Genomic DNA, 22150 nt, shown 5'->3' on the forward strand with positions numbered 1-22150 from the left:
GAATTAATCTAAATAAAAATGAAATCGTATTTTGTTGCGCTTGTACTCCTTACAAGCAGTATAGTATTGGGACAGACAGATGCTAATGATGTTGCACTCCATGACAGTATCAAAAGACTTTATCCTGTAACGGTTTATTATAAAAAACAGCCTGTAGAACGTTTAAAAGAAGTACAAGGCCATAGTTTGTTTTCTGGTAAGAAAAACGAAGTGATTTCATTATTAAACACCAATGGAAATGTGGTGACTAACAACGCAAGAGAAATTTTTGCGAAAGTACCTGGTGTTTCGATTTGGGAAAATGAGGGGTCTGGAATACAAATCAATGTAGGGGTTCGCGGTTTGAGTCCAAACAGAAGTTGGGAGTTGAATACACGTCAGAATGGCTATGATATTTCCTCGGATGTATTTGGCTATCCAGAGGCGTATTACAATCCTCCATTGGAAGCAGTAGCCAATATTCAATTGGTTCGCGGTGGTGCTTCACTACAATTTGGTTCTCAGTTTGGTGGAATGCTCAACTACGAATTGAAACGCGAAACCGAAAAGGCTTTCTCTTTCGAAACGCAAAATACGGTGGGAAGCTATGGCTTATTTAGTTCTTATAACGCCATTGGTGGCACCACAAAAAAAATAGACTATTACGTGTACAATCATTCCAGAAACGGGGACGGTTGGAGAGAAAACGGGCGCTATGCGGTGCGCAATACCCACGCTTATTTTGCGTACAAGTTCAACGAGAAAACCAAACTTTCGGCAGAATATACCAATATGGATTATGATATGCAACAAGCGGGAGGTTTGACAGATGCGCAATTTGAAGCCAATCCACAGCAATCCCTTCGCAGTCGTAACTGGTTTGGTACGCCTTGGAATGTAGGCGCTTTGATTTTGGATACCCAATTCAGTGACCGTTTGACTTTTAATGCGAAACTTTTTGGATTAATCGGAGAACGAAATTCAGTAGGTTTTATAAAAGCTCCAAATTTGGTCGATGCAATTAATCCAGCTACAAATGCTTATGACAATCGTCAGGTAGATCGTGATTTTTATAAAAATATTGGTTTAGAAACCAGAAGTATTTTTAAGTACACACTAGGAACAGAAGAACAAAAATTAGCCTTTGGAATTCGTTTGTACCAAGCCAATATGAACCGTTTGCAACAAGGAAGCGGAACAACGGGTTCCGATTTTGATTTGAGTATTGAAGGTCGTTACAACCGCGATTTAGATTTCACCACAGACAATTTTGCCGCTTTTGCGGAAAATCAGTTCAAAATTACCCCAAGATTAAGTGTGACTCCTGGTGTGCGTTTCGAATCGATTCGATCTACCAGCCAAGGAAGAATTAATATCACCAATGGAAATGATGTTATAGCGACTCCGCAAGATATTACTCGAAATGTGGCATTGTTTGGTTTAGGGGTAGAATACAAATGGGAAAGAACCAATTTTTACGGTAATTTTTCGCAAGCCTTCCGTCCAGTTTTATTCTCTGATTTGACACCTTCTGCAACCACCGATGTGATTGACCCAAACTTGAAAGATGCAAAAGGTTACAATTTTGATTTTGGATATAGAGGTTCTGTTCTTGGTTTTGTAAACTTTGATGTGTCGTATTTTTATATGTCATATCAAAACAGAGTGGGAGGAATTTCTAAATTCGAAAATGATGATCCAACAACACAAAAAACTTTTTTATTTCGAACCAACTTAGGGGAGACTACACACAAAGGAATTGAAGGATTTGTAAATGTGAACGTAGCCAAAGCATTTCAGGTAAATGAGACAATAGGAGATATTAACTTCTTTGCTACGATGTCTTTCATTGATGCTACTTACACTGATTTTAAATTGGCTCAAGTAAAAACTGATCCAATAACTGGAAAAAAAGAGATTATTGAAAGCAATTTGGCTGGAAAACAAGTGGAAAACGCACCACGCTACATCCACAATTTTGGGATTAGCTGGGATTTCAAAAATATTTCTACCACGTTTCAAAATCGAAGAACCAGTAAGATTTATACCGATGCCAACAACACCGAAACTCCATCAGCAAACGGTGTAACTGGGGCATTAGCAGGATTTAGCGTCTATGATTTCTCTATGAAATATGACTTTTTTGGGAATTATAATATTAAGTCGGGAATTAATAATCTTACGAATGTTAGTTATGCTACTCGTCGTGCTGGAGGTTATCCTGGACCTGGCGTATTGCCAAATGATGGACGTACTTTTTACATTAGTATTGGTGCCAAATTTTAAATAAAGCCTACCTTTAACCCAGATTTCTAATTCGGAATCTGGGTTTAATTTTATATACAAACTTTCGATGTTGCTACAAGAAATCATCGCTTTTTCTTTATTGGCTATTGCCATTGTTTTCCTTATACGGAAGTTTTTCTGGAAAAAGAAGTCCAAAAAAAACTGTAGAGACGGGAATTGTGGCTGTGGTTAAATCCCTATATTTGTAGATCATTTGTTCAAAACAATTCTTAGTGTCGTATTCAAATGACTTGAAGGGCAGTCTTATAAGTAAGATTCTGATGAAAGTTTCTCTAAATGATGTCATCTATCACAGTTAAAACAAGCTACAAATGAAAAATATTTCAGGTGTTGAATTTAAAAGAGATGTTTCTGGTAAAGCAAAATCGGTAACGATAGATTTACAAAAACACGGAGAAGCCTTGCAGTTTTTTTTAGAGCAAGTAGGCGCTTTATCCGAAGAAGAAAATTTTGAAAAAAAATGGTCTGAGGGCATTTCAGGAGAGGAATTGGTAAAACGTGTTCACACCCATTTACGCACCTTGCCTTGGAAAAAAGAATAGTCTATACTCCATCATTTGAAAACTATTTGATTGATTTAATTACGATTCTTTTTTTTGAAGAGTATTTCAGTTATATAGAAAATGCAGAAAAATATGTAATTGCGCTTCGAGATGAAATCGAAAAGTATATTGATGTAAGGCAACACTACAAAACGCCTAAATTTTTAAGTCAATATGGAAGCTACTTTATAGTAATTTCGTTAAATAACAAAACATCTTGGTATGTATTTTTTGACCAAAGAGACCAGCGTTATTTGGTTCAGTATATAACTAATAATCATATGGAAGAAGCTAGTTCACTTACGCTAAGTTAAATCCGCTTCACGTACAAGTTTCCTGCAATTTTTGACGATACGGTAAGTGGGGTATCGTTGATGAGCAAATGAAGGGAAGCATCAAAATTTTCTTTTCCTATCACTTTTATGGTGACGCCTAAGGCTATTTTTTGTTTGTCGAGGTATTGCAAAAAATCCACGGAAGAATCTTTTACCCCTACGCAAATAGCGGTTTCTTCAAGCGCCAATTCTGAGAGCAAGAGTTTTTCGGTTTTAGCAATTCGACCTTGTGCATCTGGAATGGGATCGCCGTGAGGATCTTCGGTGGGGTTGCCTAAAAAATCAGCGAGTTTGTTGATGAGTTGTTCGGATTTGATGTGTTCTAATTGCTCGGCAATGTCGTGTACTTCATCCCAAGTGAAAGCCAATTTTTCGACCAAAAAAACTTCCCACAAACGGTGTTTTCTAACAATCATTTTGGCGGCCAATCGTCCTTTTTCGGTCAAGGAAACGCCTTGGTATTTGATGTAATGAATCAGTTTTTTATCCGATAATTTTTTGAGCATATCGGTTACCGAAGAAGCTTTGGTGTCCATCATTTCGGCAATGGCGTTGGTAGGCACTTCGGCTTCAAGCTGCACGGTTAAATGATAAATGGCTTTGAGATAATTTTCTTCGGAATGGGTCATCATATATTATTTAATCAACCCTTTCAGAGTTCAAAACTCTGGAAGGGTTTTTAAGTGTTAGTATTATTTTTTAGCATTATTAATCAAGACCAACGGAATGGAAATCTTGTGACGCAAACGGTCGATGGTGGTGCCCAACAACAAATCCTTAATGCCAGTATGTCCGTGAGTCCCCATAATCAGTAAGTCGAATTTGCCTTTGTTGACCAATTTCGGAATCACTTTGTTGGGTTTTCCAAAACCTAAAAGGGTTTTGATGCAAAAGCCCTTTTCTTGAAACATGTCTTTGTATTCATGTAATAACTTTTCGTCGATGGTGGTTTCGTGATCGTCGGTTTGTTTACCGTACATCAAGGCGCCCACTGTTTCTACCACATGAATCAAGGTGTACTGGGCTTCTTTTCCGCCTAAGTTGAAGGCATAATTCAGCGCGGTTTCATCGGCAGATGAAAAATCGACTGCGATGGCAATTTTTTGCGGCGGATGCGCTGAGATGGATTGAAATTGCAACGCCAAATGATGGGGCGAGTGGTTTTGAATGCTCACTTTAGATTGCGCCAAAAACGGTCGAAATACGATGTAAAGGAGTAACATTAAAAAACCAAAGGCCAAGGGTACTACTGTTAGCCAAAGGATGATAGGATTTTCGGCGGCGGCCAACCAATCTTGAATCTCATCAAAAACCAATTTGGCATTGAGCGACACAATTATCAAAGCTATGGTCCAAGCGGCTATTTTCGTTAGTGTATTGATGTGAAAACCGTTCATTTTGTTTTGGTCGCTTACAAAATGGATCAATGGAATTATGGCAAACCCCAATTGCAAACTCAAAACGACTTGGCTAAAAATGAGTAGTTTCCCGGTGACACTTTCGCCATAAATTAAAATGACTACAACTGCTGGTACTATGGCGATCAGTCTTGTAATAATGCGTCGCACCCAAGGCTGAATGCGTAAATTCAAGTAGCCTTCCATTACAATTTGACCTGCTAAAGTTCCCGTAATGGTTGAACTTTGTCCAGCCGCAATCAAAGCCACGGCAAATAGGATAGAAGCCCATTTTGTACCTAAAATCGGTGCTAAAAATTGATGGGCATCTTGAATTTCGGCTACTTCAAATAGTCCGTTTTTGTAGAAGGTGGCCGCAGCCAAAATCAAAATAGCGGCATTGACAAAAAAAGCCAAATTCAGCGCGATGGTGGAGTCGATGAGGTTGTATTTTAAAGCTTGTCGGATGCCTTTGGGACTTCGATCAAATTTTCGGGTTTGCACCAAAGACGAATGCAAGTACAAATTGTGGGGCATAACGGTGGCTCCAATTATTCCTATGGCGATATACAAAGCGGCTTCGTTAGGAAGACTTGGAATCAACCCTTGTACGACACTGCCAATTTCGGGTTGCGCAAACAACATTTCGAATACAAACGAAAAGCCTATAATGGCGACCAAAGCAATAATAAAGGCTTCCATCTTCCGAATGCCTTTATTGATTAAAAACAACAATAAAAAAGTATCCAAAACCGTAATCAGAACGCCTTCGATCAGCGGAATGTCAAACAGTAAATTAATCCCAATCGCCATTCCGAGTACTTCGGCCAAATCGCAGGCGGCAATCGCAATTTCGGCAAAAAAATATAAAATGTAATTCACAAAAGGCGAGTAGGTTTCGCGGGAAGCTTGTGCCAAATCGCGTTGGGTGACAATCCCTAAACGCGCACTCAAACTTTGCAACAGCAAGGCCATCAAATTACTCATCAAAAGTACCCATAAGAGGGCATAACCAAATTGGCTTCCACCCGCAATATCAGTGGCCCAGTTGCCAGGATCCATATAGCCTACACTTACGAGATAAGCGGGGCCTAGAAAAGCCAAAATCTTTCTAAAGGTTGTTCTTTTATTTTGCGTAGCCACCGATTGGTTGACTTCTTCTAAGGAATGACTCAATTGTATAGTGTTTTATTATCCAAATATATACAAAAAAAGTTCTCCAAAACTATTTTTTTAGACATGTCTAAATACGCTTCTCTTTCTAGTCGGTTTCTCGTCGATCTTCGAAAAGATTTATAACGTATTCCTCTTTTTTTCCTCTTAGTTATCGTAATTTTGCGCGTTGAATAGCGACAGTCAATTTTGTGAACTGTTTATTTTTTTAATCCAAGTCATTTTATGAGTAGTAGTTATACCTTTAGTTCACAAGAAGTATCTCTTTTATCCCAAGTTCAAAAAGGTAGTAAAGTAACCGCTGTGTTTTATCATTTGTGGGTCAATATGGTACAACCGGACAATAAATTCATATTTATTGATACGGTAGAATTGCATTTTGAGAACGAACAAAAATTGTTTTTCAAAATCAATGAGGAAGATACAGGATTTTCTATTGTGACCGATTATGATTTCGAAAAAGAGCAACAACAATTAGAAGAACAATTTAACGGTAGCTTGTCTTTAAAACGCATAGATGTTGCTGCTGCCCCTTTATGGGTAGAAAACATCAAAACACCATTGCTAGCCATAAAAGTAGAGCGAGAAGACGAACAATTCTCTGGCGATTATGTGAGCATCACTTTCGAAGCCGGAGCTTTGGAGATTGATTATGATCAAGAATCCGGTTTGACGGTTCAAATTTTTGAAGATTTGTAAGCTAAGCAATGATAACAAAATAGCGTAAGTCCAAATGGGAATTTAATAGGACAATTTATAATGCCCGCAATTAATCAAGATAAAATTATAGGTCATACCAAGAGATTAAAAAATGAAAAATTTCCTTTGCGACGCTGCGCCTTTGCGAGCCAAATTTCACGCAAAGTCGCAGAGACGCAAAGAACAGAGAGAATAAAGTTTAATGAAAAACATTCCACAATTAATTTATTCGCCAAAATGGCACTAGTCTAGGATAGTCAAGTAAAATTATAGTAAAATCCAGTATTGAAGTTCGATACTGGATTTTTTTCGTTTGTATGTATTTATTTTTTAGATTTGTCTAAAATATTATTTACTCTAATGAAATTATTATATAGCTGCTTGTTTTTCTTTTCGTTATCTCTTGCTTTGGCACAAGAAAAAGCCACGTTGCGTGGACAAGTCATCTCCGAAAATCAACCCATAGCACAAGCACAGGTCGAAATTGTAGGTACCGCTTTTGGGACGCAAACCGATAGTTTGGGCTTTTTTGAAATTCCTCAATTGCCGCTCCAACGCTACACGCTGCGCGTTACTGCTATCGGCATCAAAACCCATCAGCAGTCCATCAGCAGTGCGGATTTTAAGCATTTACTAAAAATAAATGTGGTGACGAATGAGCAACTGCTCGACGAAGTAGTGGTTTCGGGTACGATGAAAGCCGTACGTCGTTTAGAAAATCCGGTGCCAGTAGAAATTATTTCGACTACTTTTTTGAAACAAAATCCCACCGCTTCTGTTTTTGAAGGTTTGCAAAACGTGAATGGTTTGCGTCCACAAAACAATTGCAATGTTTGTAACACCGGCGATATTCGCATCAATGGGTTGGAAGGCCCTTATACGATGGTCACGATAGATGGCATGCCCATAGTGAGTGCCTTGGGAACGGTGTATGGTTTGTCTGGAATTCCAAATGCGATGATCGACAAAATCGAAATCATCAAAGGCGCCGCTTCGAGTTTGTATGGGAGCGAGGCAGTAGGGGGACTCATCAATATCATTACCAAAAAACCACAAAACGCCCCTCAATTTACTGCCGACTTGATGACTACTTCTTGGCTGGAAAACAGTCTCGATTTGGGTTATCGCACCAACATTGGTAAAAAATCTAATGCGCTTTTTGGACTCAGCACGTTTTACAATGACTATGCTGTCGATAACAATGGCGACAATTTTACGGATATTTCCTTGCAGAAAAGAGTTTCCTTTTTTAGCCGCTGGCATTTTGAACGCCGTTCCAAAAAAGAAATGAGCCTCGTCGCCCGGTATTTGTATGAAGATCGTTGGGGTGGCGAAATGCAGTGGAATTCTAGCTTTCGAGGAGGTGACCAAGTCTATGGCGAAAGTATTTACACCTCGCGCTACGAAATCTTGGGCAAGTACCAATTGCCTTTGGACGAAAAAATGAGCCTGCAATTTTCGATGGTGGGCCACGACCAAAACTCGGTCTATGGTACTTCCGTTTTTTTGGCGAACCAAAAAATTGCGTTCGGGCAATACCTTTGGGACAAAGAGCTCCAAAATCATTCGCTTTTGTTCGGTGCCGCGGCGCGCTTTACTTGGTATAACGATAACACGCCCGCTACGGCCACTTCCTCTCAAACCGCTATTTACAGTGGATTTCTCCAAGACGATATCCAACTTTCTAAGCAAACGGGCTTGCTGTTGGGCGCGCGTTACGATTATCACCCAGCACACGGCTCGATTGTCACCCCACGTCTCGCTCTGAAATGGAAACCCACCGCCACCGATATTTTGCGACTCAATTTGGGAACGGGATTCCGAGTGGTGAATTTGTTTACCGAAGACCATCAAGCGCTTTCGGGTGCTCGAGATGTCGTTCTCAAAGGCGATTTAGACCCCGAAACTTCGTATACCGCCAACCTGAATTACCTCAAAAAATTCGATACCAACACCGCGGGCGTGCTCACCCTCGAAGTTTCGACTTGGTACACCCATTTCAAAAACCGCATCATTGCCGACTATGATACGAATCCCAACCAAATCATTTATGCCAATCTCGATGGTTTTTCTAGAATTTTCGGAAGTAGTATTTCCTTGGATTGGGTCAGTCCGTTTGGGGTGAAAGGGACTTTGGGCGGTAGTTATTTCCATCCGTTGACCGAGCAAGAAGGCCGTCGTTTTGTGCCTTTGTTTACTGAAAAAGTCAGTTTGTCTTGGGCTTTGAGCTACGAAATCCCCAACTGGTTCCTGAGTTTGGATTATACCGGAAGTTATACTGGCAGTATGCGTTTGCCCTTGTTGTCGCCCCTCGATCCGCGCCGCGAGTATTCCTTGCCGTACAGCATTCAAAACATTCAAATCACGTACAAGAAATTCCACAATGTAGAGTTGTTTGGAGGCGTCAAAAACCTCCTGAATTGGACACCCAATCGCGGCAATCCTTTCTTAATTGCGCGTGCCCATGACCCTTTCGATAAGCAAGTCACTTTCGATAGCAATGGCGTCGCACAACCCACTCCCGACAATCCCTATGCACTCACTTTCGACCCGACCTACGCCTACGGACCCAACCAAGGCATTCGCGCTTTTATAGGTTTGCGATGGCATTTGGATTAATGTTTAGGAGCTAATCCTGCTGTCCACTATATCTCTTGTGTCGAACCCCGCCACAAGAGGATGCCGTTCCCATCAGGGCTAGAAACGTTAGTGTAATTAAATTCCAATTTTTAAGTACCAAATTCCAATTATAGCAGAGACTGCTCCCCTCTTGAGAGGGGCTGGGGGTGTGTTTTTGTCGAATCCTAAATCACAATAATTACCACCAAAACTCCCTCTTGAAATCGAAGATTCAACGACTCCGATAAATAAATAAAATTTGGAGTTAGAGGGGCTGGGGGTGTGTTTTTGTTTATTACTCCTCACTTTTCGCTAATAACTTTTTTTTCTATATCTTTAAGGCTCTAATTATAAGCCTTATGCGTTGGAATGCCCAATTGATTACACACCGAAAAGAAAAGCGGATTGCCGTTTATTTTGAAAAAGATCCTGAATTGATAGCCCGAATCAAACAGTTGGATGGGGCGAGATGGAGTCAGACCCTGGGGGTTTGGCATTTGCCCGATACGGAAGATTATCGGATTCGGTTCCGGATTTTTGCTCCTTCCTATTTGCCCTCGGCCGAGGGTATAGAACAAATCGACAAGTTCAAGCAATGGATGCGTTCGAAACGCTACAGTGAAAGTACGATTACGATTTATTGCGAGGCTTTAAAATCATTTTTGATTTTTCATCGTGAGAAACCCATTTCCGAAATCACGAATGAAGATGTTATTATCTACAACAACGAATTTATTTTGGAGAAGAACATTTCTGCATCTTATCAGAATCAAATTGTGAATGGGATCAAGTTATTTTTTGCAACGGTACGCGACACCAAAATAGAGATCGACAAAATTCACCGTCCGAAGCGCGAGAAATTGCTTCCAAACGTGTTGAGCAAAGCTGAGGTAAAAATGATTTTGAATGCTCACAGCAATATCAAACACCGGATGATGCTTTCGATGATATATAGCTGTGGGCTGCGACGAAGCGAATTGTTGCATTTGAAACCCAAGGATATTGATTCTAAACGCGGCATTGTTTTGATTCGTCAGAGCAAGGGCAAAAAAGACCGCATTGCACCTTTGTCGGCCAAAATACTCGAAATGTTGCGCACCTATTACAGTTTGTACAAACCCACCACTTGGCTTTTTGAGGGGCAATTGGCGGGTGAGCCCTATTCAGAAAAGAGTTTGCAGAGTATTTTGAAGCAAGCTTTGCAAAAAGTAGGGATTAGCAAACCTGTTACGTTGCATTGGTTGCGTCATAGTTATGCCACACATTTATTGGAAAGCGGTACGGATTTGCGCTATATCCAAGAGTTGTTGGGTCATAGCAGCAGTAGGACTACCGAAATCTACACCCATGTTAGTGCGAAAAGTTTGCAACAAATTAAGAGTCCTTTTGATGATTTGTAAAAATTTTATTTATATTTGGATGAAGATAAAAACGGAGACTATAGGGATCTATCACTCCAATTTTGGTGTGATAGGTCTGATAAAATTAGACCTATAAGCTAGTTAGGAGCAAGCTTAAGAGAAAGCTAAATAAACAAGCCTTTCCTCTTGACTTTTATATGGAACAGATTCTTCTAATTCAGCTATTTTTCTTGAAGTGTATCCGCCGTCTGAATAATTCCTAGAGCCATATTCTTCAAAATTTACAGAAGTATAATCGTCATATCTATATTCTCCGCCTTTATAGCCAAAAAACGTTTCTGTATATGCTAATTCTATATTTTTCAAAATATCTTCTCTACTCATAGCTCCTTCTATAGAAAAAGCAACTTCGTCATAACTTCCTCTCCAAGAGAATGGTTTTGATAATCCATAATCAAACTCTTTTCCTTTAGGAAATTTTTCAAAATACTCTTTTAATTTTTGTAAGTTCATTTTATTTTATTTTTTAATTATTAATATTTGTAATAAAAAGCCAGCTCCTAACAGCAGTCTTGTGCTAGTGGCGGGATTAGTTATTAATTTAGTTATTTTTCTCTTATTTGGTATGATTTAGGCGAAATAAGAAGATTTTGTTCTGTCTATTTCGCCACCATCACAAGGCTGCAGACGTTAGGTGGCATTTTGACAGAAAAACGAAAAAAGAAATGAATTTTGAATTATCAAATACAGAAAGAGAATATTTAGGGCTAGATAAAGTAAAACCAAATTGGGAAAAAGTAATACTAAAAGGCGATACATACCGTGAACCCAGTATTCTATATTTTGAAGATAATACAATAAAAAAACATATAATTTCCACCAAACATCAATATGTAGAATTCCAATATGAAGAACTGACAAAGAACAGAGAAATCATATTGCCAAAAACAAGTAAAGGAAAAGAACAGAAATTAACTGCATCAGTTCTATCGTCAAAAACACCAATTGGAGTCTATTTTTCATTAACCTCTTTTGGAAGTTTATTAATTGGAAATCACACTACAAAGACAACTTTTTATTCTAGTAATTGGGAAGACAAAACACAAAAAGAAGAAAATAAATTTAGTTTTTGGGTAGAAGATTTCATAAAAAACTCGGATGAAAATCATTTGAAAGAAATCAACAAGTTTAAAAATGCTAAAAAGAAAATCGTAAAATATAAATCAGGTGATTTTTTCGCATATAAAATTGATAGAAATAATTATGGATTTGGACGAATTTTACTTGACATTAATAAGTTAAGAAAAAGTAATTTATTAGAGAAAAATCACGGTCTAAATTTATTAATGGGAATGCCTGTTTTAGTAAAATTATACCCATATATATCATTAGAAAAAAACATTGACATAAAATTATTAGAAAATCTAAATGCGTTGCCTTCAGATTATATGATGGATAACCATTTACATTACGGAGAATATGAAATAATTGGTCATAAAAAACTTGAAGAAAAAGAATTCGAATATCCTATATCTTATGGCAGAAGTATAAGATTTGGCGATACAAATGTATTTCTTCAATGGGGTTTAATTCATAGAGAACTTCCTATTAGTAAATTCAATAAATACATAAACGGTGAAAATATATTTTTACCAGAAAATAGTACTTCAAGATTTATGCAAAATCCTTACGGTTATTATTCTTGCGGATTCAGCACAAGTTATTGGAAAGTTGATATAGTTGAAACAATAATAAATAATAATGTATTTGACTTTAACAGAGAACCATATTACAAAACTGAATTTGATTTAAGAAATCCAAAAAATGAGATGTTGAGAAAAGAAATTATGACTGAATTTGGATTAGATTCAAGTTTAACATACGAAGAAAATTGTAAAATAACTGATACGATAGAAACTGTAAAAATATTAGAAAAATTAAAGTAAATAAAAAAACGCCACCTAACAGCTAGGGTTTCGTTGGGTGCGTAGCACGAACAATGAAACCCGTGTTGAACGGAACCGCTCTACTTCCAGTACTATGGGGTTATCGTAAAAAGAATTTGTAATTTTCAAGAGGATTTAGATCCTCTTTTTTTTTGGGGACTAAGATGAAGTATGGTTTTTGAGTGTTTACCTTCACTATTAAGCATAAGTACCCTTACCCATAAAACTAACTTTCACAGGGAATGGATTTTTGGCTACCGCCAAGAAACCAAGCAGGCGGCCCACGTTGGTCAAAGACCGCTATTCGGTGCAAATTACCTGTTTTGCAACAGGGGCATTTGGGCAAAAAGGGCTTCTTTTCAGCTTTTTTCAAGACTTTAATTTGGAGCTTTTCCTGCAAAAGCTGTAGCTTTTGACGTTTCCAGGTACTGCTTAAAAAACCATAATGACGGATTTTTACAAAGCGTTTGGGCAAAATATGCAAGGCAAACCGCCTGATAAACTCCTGATGCGAGAGTGTCATCTGTTTTTTAAAACCCTCAGCACGATAGTCTTTGTACTCAAAAGTCACGTTTTGGTTATCGATGCTTTTGATTCTACGGTTGCTAATGGCGATTTTATGGGTGTATCTTCCTAAATATTCTACTACTGTTTTTGGGCTTCCAAAGGGCTTTTTAGCAAACACCACCCAAGACTTTTGCCATAACTCTTGCCGGATTTGCTCGTATTTAACGGGCTCTTTTTCTTTGAGTTTTTGACAATATTTAGCCCTAAAAACCTTCGACAAAGCTTTTACCGGAAACAGAAATTTACCTTTAGTGTGGCTGTTTTTCCACCCTCCCTCTTTGTCCACACCACCTCCAGGGACAATACAATGCAGGTGCGGATGCAAACTCAGGTTTTGTCCCCAAGTGTGCAACACGGCAATCATACCCATTTGCATTGCTTTGGCTTTGCCAAATTGATGTAGCGTTTCCCAAGTGGCTTCAAAGAGTATATCATACACCATTTTGGGGTGATGCATCGCCAAAGAATTGATGCTTTCGGGGAGGGTAAAAACCACGTGAAAATAGGGCACAGGCAAGAGTTCGGTGCTTCGGGCTTGTATCCAATCTTCGCGTTTGTTGCCCTGACACTTCGGGCAATGCCGATTGCGACACGAGTTGTAGCTAATACTCAAATTACCACAATCATCACAAGCATCAATATGTCCGCCCAATTCGGCGGTTCGGCATTTTTTTAACGCATAAAGCGTGCGCAGCTGCCAGGAATTCAAACCCAAATTTTCGATGCTCTTTCCTAGTTTTCGCAGTACATCGGCTACCTCACTTCGACTTGGCTCAGTGCAGGCTTTTCGACTTGGCTCAGTGCAGGCTACTTCGTGCTGCATTTTTCGAAAAGTGTATCGAGGGGACTAAAAATACGCTGACTCTCGAGTTGGGCAATCTGCAGATATTCCATAGTGGTCTCAATATTTTGGTGTCCCAAAAGGTCTTTGAGCGTCATAATGTCCATTCCGTCTTCGAGCAGATGCGTGGCATAGGAATGTCGAAGCGTGTGTACACAAACCTCCTTTTGGATACCGGCCGCCTTGGTCACTTGTTTGATTACCCATTGTACGCCGCGTTGGGAATAACGGCTGTCAAAGCCTGTGCTGAGCGAAGTCGAAGTACCACCAGCCCTATCATTAGGCTGACCGTTGAATAGAAAATCTTGTGGTTTTTCGGCTTCGATGTACTTTTTGAGCCCACGAATTAAGTGTTCCGATAAAGGAACGTAGCGGTCTTTTTTACCTTTACCTTGCACGACTTTGAGTTGTTTTCTGTCGAAATCCAAGTCTTGCAAACGTACACTTCTGGCTTCCATGCAACGCAAGCCACAGCCATAAAGCAAGCCAATAAGAACGCGATGTTTGAGCAGTTTAGCCTTTTGAAGCATTGCCCAAACTTCTTCTTTGCTCAGTACTACAGGCAATTTTTTTTCGTGTTTTATCGAGGGTAAACGAAGGAATTCATAGGGCAATCCTTCGGATTTCAGCAAAAACCGAAGGCCGTAAACGCAGTGTTTGAAATAGGTTTGCGAAGGTGTTTTTGACTTTTTCTGCTGATAAAACAAGTAGTCTTGTACTTGTTCGGGGTCCAATTCGGTAGGAATTTTACCAAAATACAGCGAAATGGCCGCAAGATGACGAGCATAGTTTTCGTAAGTGCTCCGACTGCGTCCCAAAACCGAAACGGTACGCTCAAATCGTGCTAATAATTGTTCAAAACCTACAACTTCTCGCTTGGCTTGATTTAGGATTTTGTTTTCTCTTAAATCTTCAGGATTCTTTTTTTTGTTACCATAGTTTACAAATTTTAAAGTATATTCGTAAGGTACTAAATCATTTGCTTGGTGCTACCGAAGGTTTAGTTCAACACACGCTACAAGCAAGCTGGGCAATGGGCTTAATTTGAAAATAGTTTGTGTTTGATACATTTGTTTTTAACCGAAAGATTACGCATCTTTAATCCCAAACCCGCTGTACTGCCAAAACTTTAGTGGATGGTTATCAGTAGATAAGAAAAAAATATGAAAAAGATACTTTTCATTGCGACCATACTTTTTTCAATTAATAGTTTTGGGCAAAAATTAACTGGAAAAGTTCCCGGATTGAGAATTACAAAACAAGAAATTGCTTCTGAAAACGACACAATTATTAAAGTTGTATATAAAACCGAAATTGAAAGTAATAAAAAGCCTGCTTATTTTTTAAATGGAAAGCTGATTAATGAAAGTATTTTAAGAAGTCTAAATCCGAATGATATTGCAACAGTGAAGGTTGAAAAAAATAATATTGAAATTGAAAAGGTAAACTATCACCAACAACTTTATATTGTAACTAAACCAACCTATAAGCCTAAATTCATTTCGTTAAACAGTTTGAAGTTGAAATATACCAACCTAACTGACAAACCAACAATTTTTCAAATTGACAATGAAATAATAAACGCTAACTATGATAGCTATATAGTAGATGAAAATTATATTCTAAAAATCATTGTTGAGAAGTATGAAAACAAGAAAGAAAAACGGAATGTGAATTTTATTCGCTTGATTACTAAAACCGAAGAAAATATTAAAAAATCGAAAGAAATCATTATTCGTGGGAATAACGAATTTGAGACCAATAAATAACCAGCCACTTACAGCTACAGCAATGTATCAGAACTACTCTTAACTCAAACGCAGTCGGTATATTTATTTGAGTATTTTGTATACGCTTTAATCAATAGCGATACTCAAAAGGATATTGCATGGACTTTCAGGTCAAGGGTGTGAGACAATGGCGTTTTTAAGAAGCTTTTCCTTGATAATCTCAGTTGGGTAAAGCTGTTAAAAATCAGTACGTCAAGATGTTAATGTAAGTGGGGTTTTCCGTTTTTTACGATGAAAAGTTCATTTTAATTAGACCATGTAACAAATATGTAGTACTTTTAAGTAATCAACTTGTTTGTGATGTGTAAATGTCAATACCTATCTATTTCCATTTTGATAATGGGACTACTCTCTTCTTGTAGTGCCTTGGAAAAGGCTTCTACTCATGGTTTTCAGAGTGGGTTTTATACGCTGAATTCTGAAAGTGAAAAGCGTAGGGAGGTGTATTTAGAAGTTACCGAGGAACAGATTGCGGTTCATGATCATAAAAAAAGAGAAGTTGATCCTAATCAATTTTTGACCATCCCATTGAAAACAACGGATGGGCAGGTTGTTCAACAGATGGTATTTAAAAAACAAAGCCTTGATATTGATCTGACTTCCATTTTATTTAAATATCGTCCGTCTTCTAATGGGGTGCCTGCACAATTAACGACTGACTTAAATATTGCTTTGTACACGGGTTGGCGGTATGATTCGTACAAAATACTAAGTAAAAAAGACCCTTTAGGTAAGAGTTATCGTAAAATTAATAATTGGGGTTATGATTTTGGCGTTTTTGCTGGGCCAGGTACCACTTTGGTTAGTCCTTTTACCACACGTAACAAGAGCTCCGATGAATATAATGGAATGATCTTTCAGGGGGGAGTTGCTGGTTTTATAGAGCTTAGCATTGCTAGTTTTGGCATTGCGCTTGGCTATGATTATCTTCTGAGTCCCGACCGCAACATTTGGATGTACCAAAACAAGCCATGGGTCGGATTAGTGGTAGGAATAGCGCTTAACTAGGCTTGCCTTAAGTGTAGAGTATAGGAAATGAAGGTTTGTAAGCATTACAGTACAGCCACACAAATGTATGGTTTTTGTCCTCCCTCGGTGTGAAAGCGTAGCAACTATGAAATCAGAAATCAATAGACTTACGACGCATTAGTGGCTCCTTGCGAAGAAAAAAATTTGGGAGGTACGGTTGAACTCAAGGTTTAACTTGTTTTTTACAGTATCTATTTGCTATTGAGAATAAAGCAAAAAAAAGCGCCAATGAGAATTGACGCTTTTAATTTTTTGTTTAGAAAGATTAGTATCTTTCTCTGTTTTGATCACCACGGTTGTTTCCGTAACTTCTTCGTGTATCTCCACCGCGGTTAGTATTGAAAGATCTTCTTTCCCCTTCAGGTTTTGGTTCCGATTTGTTTACCACTATGGTACGGCCTTGCACAGTAGCGCCGTTTAGTTCTTCTATAGCTTTAAGAGCTTCATCGTCATTTGGCATTTCAACAAAACCAAATCCTTTGCTTCTTCCGGTAACTTTATCCGTGATAACTTTAGCCGATGCTACAGCTCCGTAAGCCTCGAAAGACTCTCTTAAATCCGCTTCCTCGATACTCCAAGGAAGACTTCCAACAAAAATGTTCATATATGAATGATTATAATAAAAGACAAATGTAGTCTTATATAATTCTAAAAACGCTTTTATGGGATTAAATTTAGCTTATTATTGGCAAAAAAGGCATTATTGAGCGGAATTACCTTCTTTTGTCACAGGAACTTGGTAGAAAACCCCTTGCGAAAAATACATGGTGTCGGCGGTATGGGAGTCGTCGTCTGTTTCAGAGGCCAAAAAAGTGAAGGTGCCGCTTATCGTTTCGCGTGTAGGATCATAGTCCGTAATGGTGATTTTTCCTTCGCCTTGTTCGTTTTGTGTCGAAAAAACAGTACTTGTTCCCAGCAGTCTTTTTTCAAAACTGGCATAATCGACGCTGTTTTGGTTTAGAATCTTGGTTCCTGATAGGGGAGCGGTGAAGTGCAGCTTTAGAGTTTCGTTTGTTGTAACCGCTTCTATAGTGATGCTTCCTTCACGGTCTATTTTGGCTTTGCTTTGTAATGCTCTCCAAAACTGACTGTTCTGTAACCCTTGTACCGAAGGCGAATTAAAGACAACTTCCTCTGCACAGGAGCTGAAAAGGAGGGCGAATAGTAGAGTGGGTATAAATTTTTTCATGGGCAAAATCCTAAACAGTACTTACAAATGTACATTTTTAATTTTAAGAAGGTATAATCTTGTTGCTATTGGTTTGATAAATAAGGCAAAGACAATTCCTTGCGAACTTAAACCGTAGTCCTAATCAATTGAATTACAATTTTAAACTGATTGTTAGTTTGTATAAATAAAAAATGTATCTTTGCACCCTTAATTAATCGAGGTCGTGTACCTCAAAATTTAATCAAACGATTATGTCAGTAAAAATTAGATTACAAAGACACGGTAAAAAAGGTAAACCTTTTTACTGGGTAGTAGCGGCAGATGCACGCGCAAAAAGAGATGGTAGATACTTAGAGAAAATCGGTACTTACAATCCAAACACTAACCCTGCAACTATTGAATTAGATATTGATAGTGCTGCAAAATGGTTGCAAAATGGGGCGCAACCAACTGATACTGCTAGAGCTATTCTTTCTTACAAAGGAGCTTTATTGAAACACCACCTAAACGGAGGAGTTCGTAAAGGTGCTTTGACTCAAGAACAAGCTGATGCTAAATTGGCTGCTTGGTTAGAAGCTAAAGCTGGTAAAGTAGAAGCTAAAAAAGAAGGTTTGACTAAAGCACAAGCTGCTGAAAAAGCAAAAGCTTTAAAAGCAGAACAAGAAGTAAATGCAAAACGTTTAGCTGCTCAAGCAGAAGCTGAGGCTGCTGCATTGGCTGCTGCTACTCCTGCAGAAGAAGCTACTGAAGAGGCTCCTGCTACAGAAGAAAATAACGAAACAGCTGAGGCTTAATTTTAACTTGCGACAATGCGTAAAAAGGACTGTTTCTATTTAGGTAAAATCGCAAAAAAATTTAGTTTCAAAGGGGAAGTCTTAGCCTATTTGGATACAGACGAACCGGAGTTATACGAAAACTTGGAATCAGTGTTTGTGGAACAAAACAAACACTTGATTCCTTTTTTTATTGAGCATTGTTCCCTTCATAAAAACGATTTTTTACGTATTCTTTTTGAAGACATTACTACCGAGGAACAAGCCGACGCTTTAGTGGGGTGCGAATTGTACTTGCCTTTAAGCATGTTGCCCAAACTAAGCGGCAATAAATTCTATTTTCACGAAGTTATCGGTTTTGCTATAGAAGACCAACGCCTAGGGTATGTTGGTGATATACAAGCCATAAACGACACCACTGCACAACCTTTATTTGAGGTACTCAAAGGCGATACAGAGATTTTAATCCCAATGATTGACCATTTTTTGGTAAAAGTAGACCGCGAAAACAAAAAAATCATTATGGATTTACCAGAAGGCTTAATTGAAATGTACCTTTAGTTAGAATCCCAAAAAAAGAAATGCCAAATTCCAAATAAAGGGAATCAAAAAAGAATATTCCAAAAAAGAAATTCCAAATCCCAATTTTAAATGGGAATTCAAATATTTTACTCTAGATTTGAAATAAAAAACCAACTAGATGTATCTTTGATCCATTAAGATGTTTGGAATTTTGATTTTTTATTTTTGGAATTTTACAGCTTTATGAATAAACCTTATGATTTAGAAGAAAGAACTTTTTTGTTCGCTAAAGAGTGTAGATCTTATGTTCAAAAGCTACACAAAACTACTTCAAATATAGAAGATAGCAAGCAATTAGTAAGATCCTCTGGGTCAATTGGAGCCAATTACATAGAAGCAAATGAGAAGCTTGGAGACAAAGACTTAGTTTTTCGTTTGAAAATCGCAAGAAAAGAAGCTAAAGAGTCAATATATTGGATTCGCTTATTGCATGAGTTGAATCCAGAACATAGAGAAACCTCAGAATCACTTCTAGATGAAGTTGAGGAATTAAGAAAAATATTATCTGCAATTATAACCAAAATAAGTTCTAGTGTTTAATTTTCAATAAAAAACAAATTGCGAATTTAAGTTTAGAATTTAGAATTTGGGATTTAGAATTTGGATTTTAGAATTTGGATTTTGGAATTTGGATTTTGGAATTTGCAATTTAGAATTTAGAATTTGGATTTTGGAATTTGAGATTTAGAATTTAGAATTTAGAATTTGGAATTTGGATTTTGGAATTTAGAATTTGGAATTTAGAATTTGAGATTTAGATTTTAGATTTTGGATTTTGGATTTTGGATTTTGGAATTTGGAATTTAGAATTTGAAATTTCAGTATTGGAATTTGGAATTTAAAAAATTGGAATTTTAATTTATGTTTACATTTAAACAATTTGCTATTGAGCAAGACCGTTGCGCCATGAAAATTGGTACCGATGGGGTCTTATTGGGTGCTTGGGCTCCTATTGACAATCATCCTTTTAGTATTTTAGACATTGGCACTGGAACGGGTATCATCGCTTTGATGTTAGCACAAAGAAGCGCAGCACAGCAAATTGATGCTTTAGAAATTGATGAAGACGCTTACGAACAAGCCACAGATAATTTCGAAAATTCCCCTTGGAACGATCGTTTGTTCTGTTTTCATGCGGGTTTGGACGAATTTATAGAAGAACCTGAAGACGAGTACGATCTGATTGTTTCCAACCCTCCTTTCTATTCAGAGGATTATAAAACCGAAAATGAATCACGCGACTTAGCCCGATTTCAAGACGCTATGCCTTTTGAGCAATTACTTGAAGCAGCTGATTTGTTGCTCTCTGAAAACGGAATTTTAGCAGTCATTATTCCCTTCAAAGAAGAAGAAAACTTTATGGCTTTGGCCAACGAATTCGAATTGTATCCTTTTAAAATTACTCGGGTAAAAGGAACACCTACTACAGAAATCAAACGAAGCTTACTGGCTTTTAGCCGAAATAAAACTAATGACTTATCAATTGACGAATTGGTTATCGAAACGGCCCGCCACGTGTATACTCCTGAATACATAGCGCTGACTAAGGATTTTTATTTGAAGATGTGATATTGCTAATTTTTAATTTCCAAAAGAACAGGGCGTAGTAGAATAGCTGCCTTGGGTTCGAATCTAATATCAAATTCATAAAAAATAAAAATATAACAAAAAATACTCGTTTTGTTATATTTCTTTATGTAGATTTGTTGCTGTTAAATTTTCGAACCATGAAACCAGACTTATTTCAATCTCCTGATTATTACAATCTTGACGATTTATTAACCGAAGAACACAAGTTAGTGCGCGATGCAGCAAGAGCTTGGGTAAAAAGAGAAGTATCTCCAATTATAGAAAACTATGCTCAAAAAGCTGAATTTCCAAAGCAAATCATTAAAGGTTTGGGGGAAATTGGCGGTTTTGGCCCTTATATTCCCGTTGAATACGGCGGAGCTGGTTTAGACCAAATCTCCTATGGTCTCATCATGCAAGAAATTGAGCGTGGCGATTCGGGAGTGCGTTCTACTTCCTCAGTGCAATCTTCTTTAGTAATGTATCCTATTTGGAAATATGGCAACGAAGAGCAACGATTAAAATACTTGCCAAAATTAGCAACAGGTGAGTTAATAGGTTGTTTCGGATTGACCGAGCCAGACCATGGTTCTAATCCTGGTGGAATGACGACCAACTTTAAAGACAAAGGCGATCATTATTTGTTAAATGGTGCCAAAATGTGGATTTCTAATGCCCCTTTTGCAGATATAGCTGTAGTATGGGCGAAGAATGAAGAAGGAAGAATTCACGGTTTAATTGTTGAACGTGGTATGGAAGGGTTTTCCACTCCAGAAACACACAACAAATGGTCTTTACGTGCCTCGGCAACTGGAGAATTGATTTTTGATAATGTTAAAGTGCCAAAAGAAAACTTGTTGCCCAACAAATCTGGTTTGGGTGCACCTCTAGGATGTTTAGATTCTGCTCGTTATGGAATTGCTTGGGGGGCTATTGGTGCCGCTATGGATTGTTATGATACCGCTTTGCGTTATGCCAAAGAGCGTATTCAATTTGATAAACCCATCGCAGCTACTCAATTGCAACAAAAGAAATTAGCCGAAATGATTACCGAAATCACCAAAGCGCAATTGTTGACTTGGCGACTAGGCGTACTAAGAAACGAAGGAAGAGCTACATCGGCACAGATTTCTATGGCCAAACGCAACAACGTAGATATGGCGCTTCATATTGCTCGTGAAGCACGACAAATGCTAGGTGGAATGGGAATCACTGGGGAGTATTCTATCATGCGTCATATGATGAATTTAGAATCTGTGATTACTTACGAAGGTACTCATGATATTCATTTATTAATTACCGGAATGGACATCACAGGAATTGCTGCTTTTAAATAAGCTAAACGAATATTAATTATCTGATAAATTCAGCGCAAAAGCTTCTTGGAAACAAGGAGCTTTTTTAATTTTATAGGAGATTAACTCCAATATTTCGGTCTAAGGACAGATGGCTAACAAGGTAGTGGGATTT

General features: G+C 38.0%; 22 protein-coding genes. 15 read left to right on the plus strand and 7 right to left on the minus strand.

Annotation, left to right across the window (positions count from 1 at the left end):
• Positions 1–18: 18 nt before the first annotated feature.
• The 4 genes from ACZIX2_RS05010 to ACZIX2_RS05025 all read left to right on the plus strand — a co-directional run bounded on the left by ACZIX2_RS05010 (position 19) and on the right by ACZIX2_RS05025 (position 3142).
• Positions 19–2265, plus strand: coding sequence for a TonB-dependent receptor family protein (locus tag ACZIX2_RS05010; RefSeq protein ID WP_463338991.1), 2247 nt, complete (start codon positions 19–21; stop codon positions 2263–2265).
• Between the two features lie 67 nt (positions 2266–2332).
• A complete protein-coding gene (locus tag ACZIX2_RS05015; protein ID WP_463338992.1) occupies positions 2333–2458 on the plus strand; it encodes a FeoB-associated Cys-rich membrane protein in 126 nt (41 codons plus the stop codon).
• A gap of 139 nt (positions 2459–2597) precedes the next feature.
• Entirely contained in the window at positions 2598–2828 is a 231-nt protein-coding gene (locus ACZIX2_RS05020) for a hypothetical protein (RefSeq protein ID WP_064715399.1), read from the plus strand.
• The gene (locus ACZIX2_RS05025; RefSeq protein WP_463338993.1) at positions 2813–3142 is read left to right on the plus strand and encodes a hypothetical protein; all 330 of its coding nucleotides are present in this window, start codon (positions 2813–2815) and stop codon (positions 3140–3142) included. Before ACZIX2_RS05020 ends, ACZIX2_RS05025 begins: the two co-directional genes overlap by 16 nt.
• Here ACZIX2_RS05025 and ACZIX2_RS05030 read toward each other — a convergent pair.
• Both ACZIX2_RS05030 and ACZIX2_RS05035 read right to left on the minus strand, forming a co-directional pair.
• Positions 3139–3792: a metal-dependent transcriptional regulator gene (locus ACZIX2_RS05030; RefSeq protein ID WP_463339191.1), complete on the minus strand. Its 654-nt coding sequence runs from the start codon at positions 3790–3792 to the stop codon at positions 3139–3141. The genes ACZIX2_RS05025 and ACZIX2_RS05030 overlap by 4 nt on opposite strands.
• 63 nt (positions 3793–3855) lie before the next feature.
• Positions 3856–5736, minus strand: coding sequence for an Nramp family divalent metal transporter (locus tag ACZIX2_RS05035; protein ID WP_463338994.1), 1881 nt, complete (start codon positions 5734–5736; stop codon positions 3856–3858).
• 222 nt (positions 5737–5958) lie between these two features.
• Between ACZIX2_RS05035 and ACZIX2_RS05040 the strand changes: the two genes are divergently transcribed.
• The 3 genes from ACZIX2_RS05040 (at position 5959) to ACZIX2_RS05050 (ending at position 10451) form a co-directional block, all read left to right on the plus strand.
• A complete protein-coding gene (locus tag ACZIX2_RS05040) occupies positions 5959–6432 on the plus strand; it encodes a hypothetical protein (RefSeq protein WP_463338995.1) in 474 nt (157 codons plus the stop codon).
• Positions 6433–6792: 360 nt separating this feature from the next.
• Entirely contained in the window at positions 6793–9051 is a 2259-nt protein-coding gene (locus ACZIX2_RS05045; protein WP_463338996.1) for a TonB-dependent receptor, read from the plus strand.
• A gap of 359 nt (positions 9052–9410) precedes the next feature.
• Positions 9411–10451: a tyrosine-type recombinase/integrase gene (locus ACZIX2_RS05050; RefSeq protein ID WP_463338997.1), complete on the plus strand. Its 1041-nt coding sequence runs from the start codon at positions 9411–9413 to the stop codon at positions 10449–10451.
• A 114-nt stretch (positions 10452–10565) separates the two neighbouring features.
• On the opposite strand, the gene ACZIX2_RS05055 is transcribed toward ACZIX2_RS05050, so the two are convergent.
• Positions 10566–10925, minus strand: a complete 360-nt coding sequence (locus ACZIX2_RS05055) for a hypothetical protein (protein WP_463338998.1) — start codon at positions 10923–10925, stop codon at positions 10566–10568.
• Positions 10926–11137: 212 nt separating this feature from the next.
• Between ACZIX2_RS05055 and ACZIX2_RS05060 the strand changes: the two genes are divergently transcribed.
• On the plus strand, positions 11138–12358 hold the full coding sequence (locus ACZIX2_RS05060) for an immunity 26/phosphotriesterase HocA family protein (RefSeq protein ID WP_463338999.1): 1221 nt from the start codon (positions 11138–11140) through the stop codon (positions 12356–12358).
• A 226-nt stretch (positions 12359–12584) separates the two neighbouring features.
• Here ACZIX2_RS05060 and ACZIX2_RS05065 read toward each other — a convergent pair whose 3' ends face one another.
• Entirely contained in the window at positions 12585–13748 is a 1164-nt protein-coding gene (locus ACZIX2_RS05065) for an IS91 family transposase (protein ID WP_463339000.1), read from the minus strand.
• Positions 13733–14584, minus strand: coding sequence for a tyrosine-type recombinase/integrase (locus ACZIX2_RS05070; protein ID WP_463339001.1), 852 nt, complete (start codon positions 14582–14584; stop codon positions 13733–13735). Before ACZIX2_RS05070 ends, ACZIX2_RS05065 begins: the two co-directional genes overlap by 16 nt.
• 345 nt (positions 14585–14929) lie before the next feature.
• Between ACZIX2_RS05070 and ACZIX2_RS05075 the strand changes: the two genes are divergently transcribed.
• Together ACZIX2_RS05075 and ACZIX2_RS05080 are read left to right on the plus strand one after the other, a co-directional pair.
• Positions 14930–15535, plus strand: coding sequence for a hypothetical protein (locus ACZIX2_RS05075; protein ID WP_463339002.1), 606 nt, complete (start codon positions 14930–14932; stop codon positions 15533–15535).
• Positions 15536–15856: 321 nt separating this feature from the next.
• Positions 15857–16564 carry a hypothetical protein gene (locus ACZIX2_RS05080; protein ID WP_463339003.1) on the plus strand — a complete coding sequence of 236 codons (708 nt, stop codon included), beginning with the start codon at positions 15857–15859 and terminating at the stop codon, positions 16562–16564.
• A gap of 286 nt (positions 16565–16850) precedes the next feature.
• Here the strand turns inward: ACZIX2_RS05080 and ACZIX2_RS05085 are convergent, their stop codons facing one another.
• Positions 16851–17189 carry an RNA recognition motif domain-containing protein gene (locus ACZIX2_RS05085; RefSeq protein WP_463339004.1) on the minus strand — a complete coding sequence of 113 codons (339 nt, stop codon included), beginning with the start codon at positions 17187–17189 and terminating at the stop codon, positions 16851–16853.
• A 96-nt stretch (positions 17190–17285) separates the two neighbouring features.
• Entirely contained in the window at positions 17286–17774 is a 489-nt protein-coding gene (locus ACZIX2_RS05090; RefSeq protein WP_463339005.1) for a DUF6252 domain-containing protein, read from the minus strand.
• Positions 17775–18007: 233 nt separating this feature from the next.
• Here ACZIX2_RS05090 and ACZIX2_RS05095 point away from each other — a divergent pair, with 233 nt between their 5' ends.
• The 5 genes from ACZIX2_RS05095 (at position 18008) to ACZIX2_RS05115 (ending at position 22017) form a co-directional block, all read left to right on the plus strand.
• Positions 18008–18550, plus strand: coding sequence for a 30S ribosomal protein S16 (locus ACZIX2_RS05095; RefSeq protein WP_463339006.1), 543 nt, complete (start codon positions 18008–18010; stop codon positions 18548–18550).
• 15 nt (positions 18551–18565) lie between these two features.
• Positions 18566–19090: a ribosome maturation factor RimM gene (rimM, locus tag ACZIX2_RS05100; protein WP_463339007.1), complete on the plus strand. Its 525-nt coding sequence runs from the start codon at positions 18566–18568 to the stop codon at positions 19088–19090.
• Between the two features lie 204 nt (positions 19091–19294).
• Positions 19295–19651, plus strand: a complete 357-nt coding sequence (locus ACZIX2_RS05105) for a four helix bundle protein (RefSeq protein ID WP_463339008.1) — start codon at positions 19295–19297, stop codon at positions 19649–19651.
• A gap of 321 nt (positions 19652–19972) precedes the next feature.
• Positions 19973–20680, plus strand: coding sequence for a tRNA1(Val) (adenine(37)-N6)-methyltransferase (locus ACZIX2_RS05110; RefSeq protein WP_463339009.1), 708 nt, complete (start codon positions 19973–19975; stop codon positions 20678–20680).
• A gap of 158 nt (positions 20681–20838) precedes the next feature.
• The gene (locus ACZIX2_RS05115; protein WP_463339010.1) at positions 20839–22017 is read left to right on the plus strand and encodes an acyl-CoA dehydrogenase family protein; all 1179 of its coding nucleotides are present in this window, start codon (positions 20839–20841) and stop codon (positions 22015–22017) included.
• Positions 22018–22150: the final 133 nt, after the last annotated feature.

This window comes from Flavobacterium riviphilum (assembly GCF_055231795.1).

Bases quoted from the DNA above. Each gene is read 5' to 3' on its own strand.
- ACZIX2_RS05010 (WP_463338991.1), top strand. From the start codon at position 19: ATGAAATCGTATTTTGTTGCGCTTGTACTCCTTACAAGCAGTATAGTA.
- ACZIX2_RS05015 (WP_463338992.1), top strand. From the start codon at position 2,333: ATGTTGCTACAAGAAATCATCGCTTTTTCTTTATTGGCTATTGCCATT.
- ACZIX2_RS05020 (WP_064715399.1), top strand. From the start codon at position 2,598: ATGAAAAATATTTCAGGTGTTGAATTTAAAAGAGATGTTTCTGGTAAA.
- ACZIX2_RS05030 (WP_463339191.1), bottom strand. From the start codon at position 3,792: ATGACCCATTCCGAAGAAAATTATCTCAAAGCCATTTATCATTTAACC.
- ACZIX2_RS05040 (WP_463338995.1), top strand. From the start codon at position 5,959: ATGAGTAGTAGTTATACCTTTAGTTCACAAGAAGTATCTCTTTTATCC.
- ACZIX2_RS05045 (WP_463338996.1), top strand. From the start codon at position 6,793: ATGAAATTATTATATAGCTGCTTGTTTTTCTTTTCGTTATCTCTTGCT.
- ACZIX2_RS05050 (WP_463338997.1), top strand. From the start codon at position 9,411: ATGCGTTGGAATGCCCAATTGATTACACACCGAAAAGAAAAGCGGATT.
- ACZIX2_RS05055 (WP_463338998.1), bottom strand. From the start codon at position 10,925: ATGAACTTACAAAAATTAAAAGAGTATTTTGAAAAATTTCCTAAAGGA.
- ACZIX2_RS05060 (WP_463338999.1), top strand. From the start codon at position 11,138: ATGAATTTTGAATTATCAAATACAGAAAGAGAATATTTAGGGCTAGAT.
- ACZIX2_RS05065 (WP_463339000.1), bottom strand. From the start codon at position 13,748: ATGCAGCACGAAGTAGCCTGCACTGAGCCAAGTCGAAAAGCCTGCACT.
- ACZIX2_RS05075 (WP_463339002.1), top strand. From the start codon at position 14,930: ATGAAAAAGATACTTTTCATTGCGACCATACTTTTTTCAATTAATAGT.
- ACZIX2_RS05080 (WP_463339003.1), top strand. From the start codon at position 15,857: ATGTGTAAATGTCAATACCTATCTATTTCCATTTTGATAATGGGACTA.
- ACZIX2_RS05085 (WP_463339004.1), bottom strand. From the start codon at position 17,189: ATGAACATTTTTGTTGGAAGTCTTCCTTGGAGTATCGAGGAAGCGGAT.
- ACZIX2_RS05090 (WP_463339005.1), bottom strand. From the start codon at position 17,774: ATGAAAAAATTTATACCCACTCTACTATTCGCCCTCCTTTTCAGCTCC.
- ACZIX2_RS05095 (WP_463339006.1), top strand. From the start codon at position 18,008: ATGTCAGTAAAAATTAGATTACAAAGACACGGTAAAAAAGGTAAACCT.
- rimM (WP_463339007.1), top strand. From the start codon at position 18,566: ATGCGTAAAAAGGACTGTTTCTATTTAGGTAAAATCGCAAAAAAATTT.
- ACZIX2_RS05105 (WP_463339008.1), top strand. From the start codon at position 19,295: ATGAATAAACCTTATGATTTAGAAGAAAGAACTTTTTTGTTCGCTAAA.
- ACZIX2_RS05110 (WP_463339009.1), top strand. From the start codon at position 19,973: ATGTTTACATTTAAACAATTTGCTATTGAGCAAGACCGTTGCGCCATG.
- ACZIX2_RS05115 (WP_463339010.1), top strand. From the start codon at position 20,839: ATGAAACCAGACTTATTTCAATCTCCTGATTATTACAATCTTGACGAT.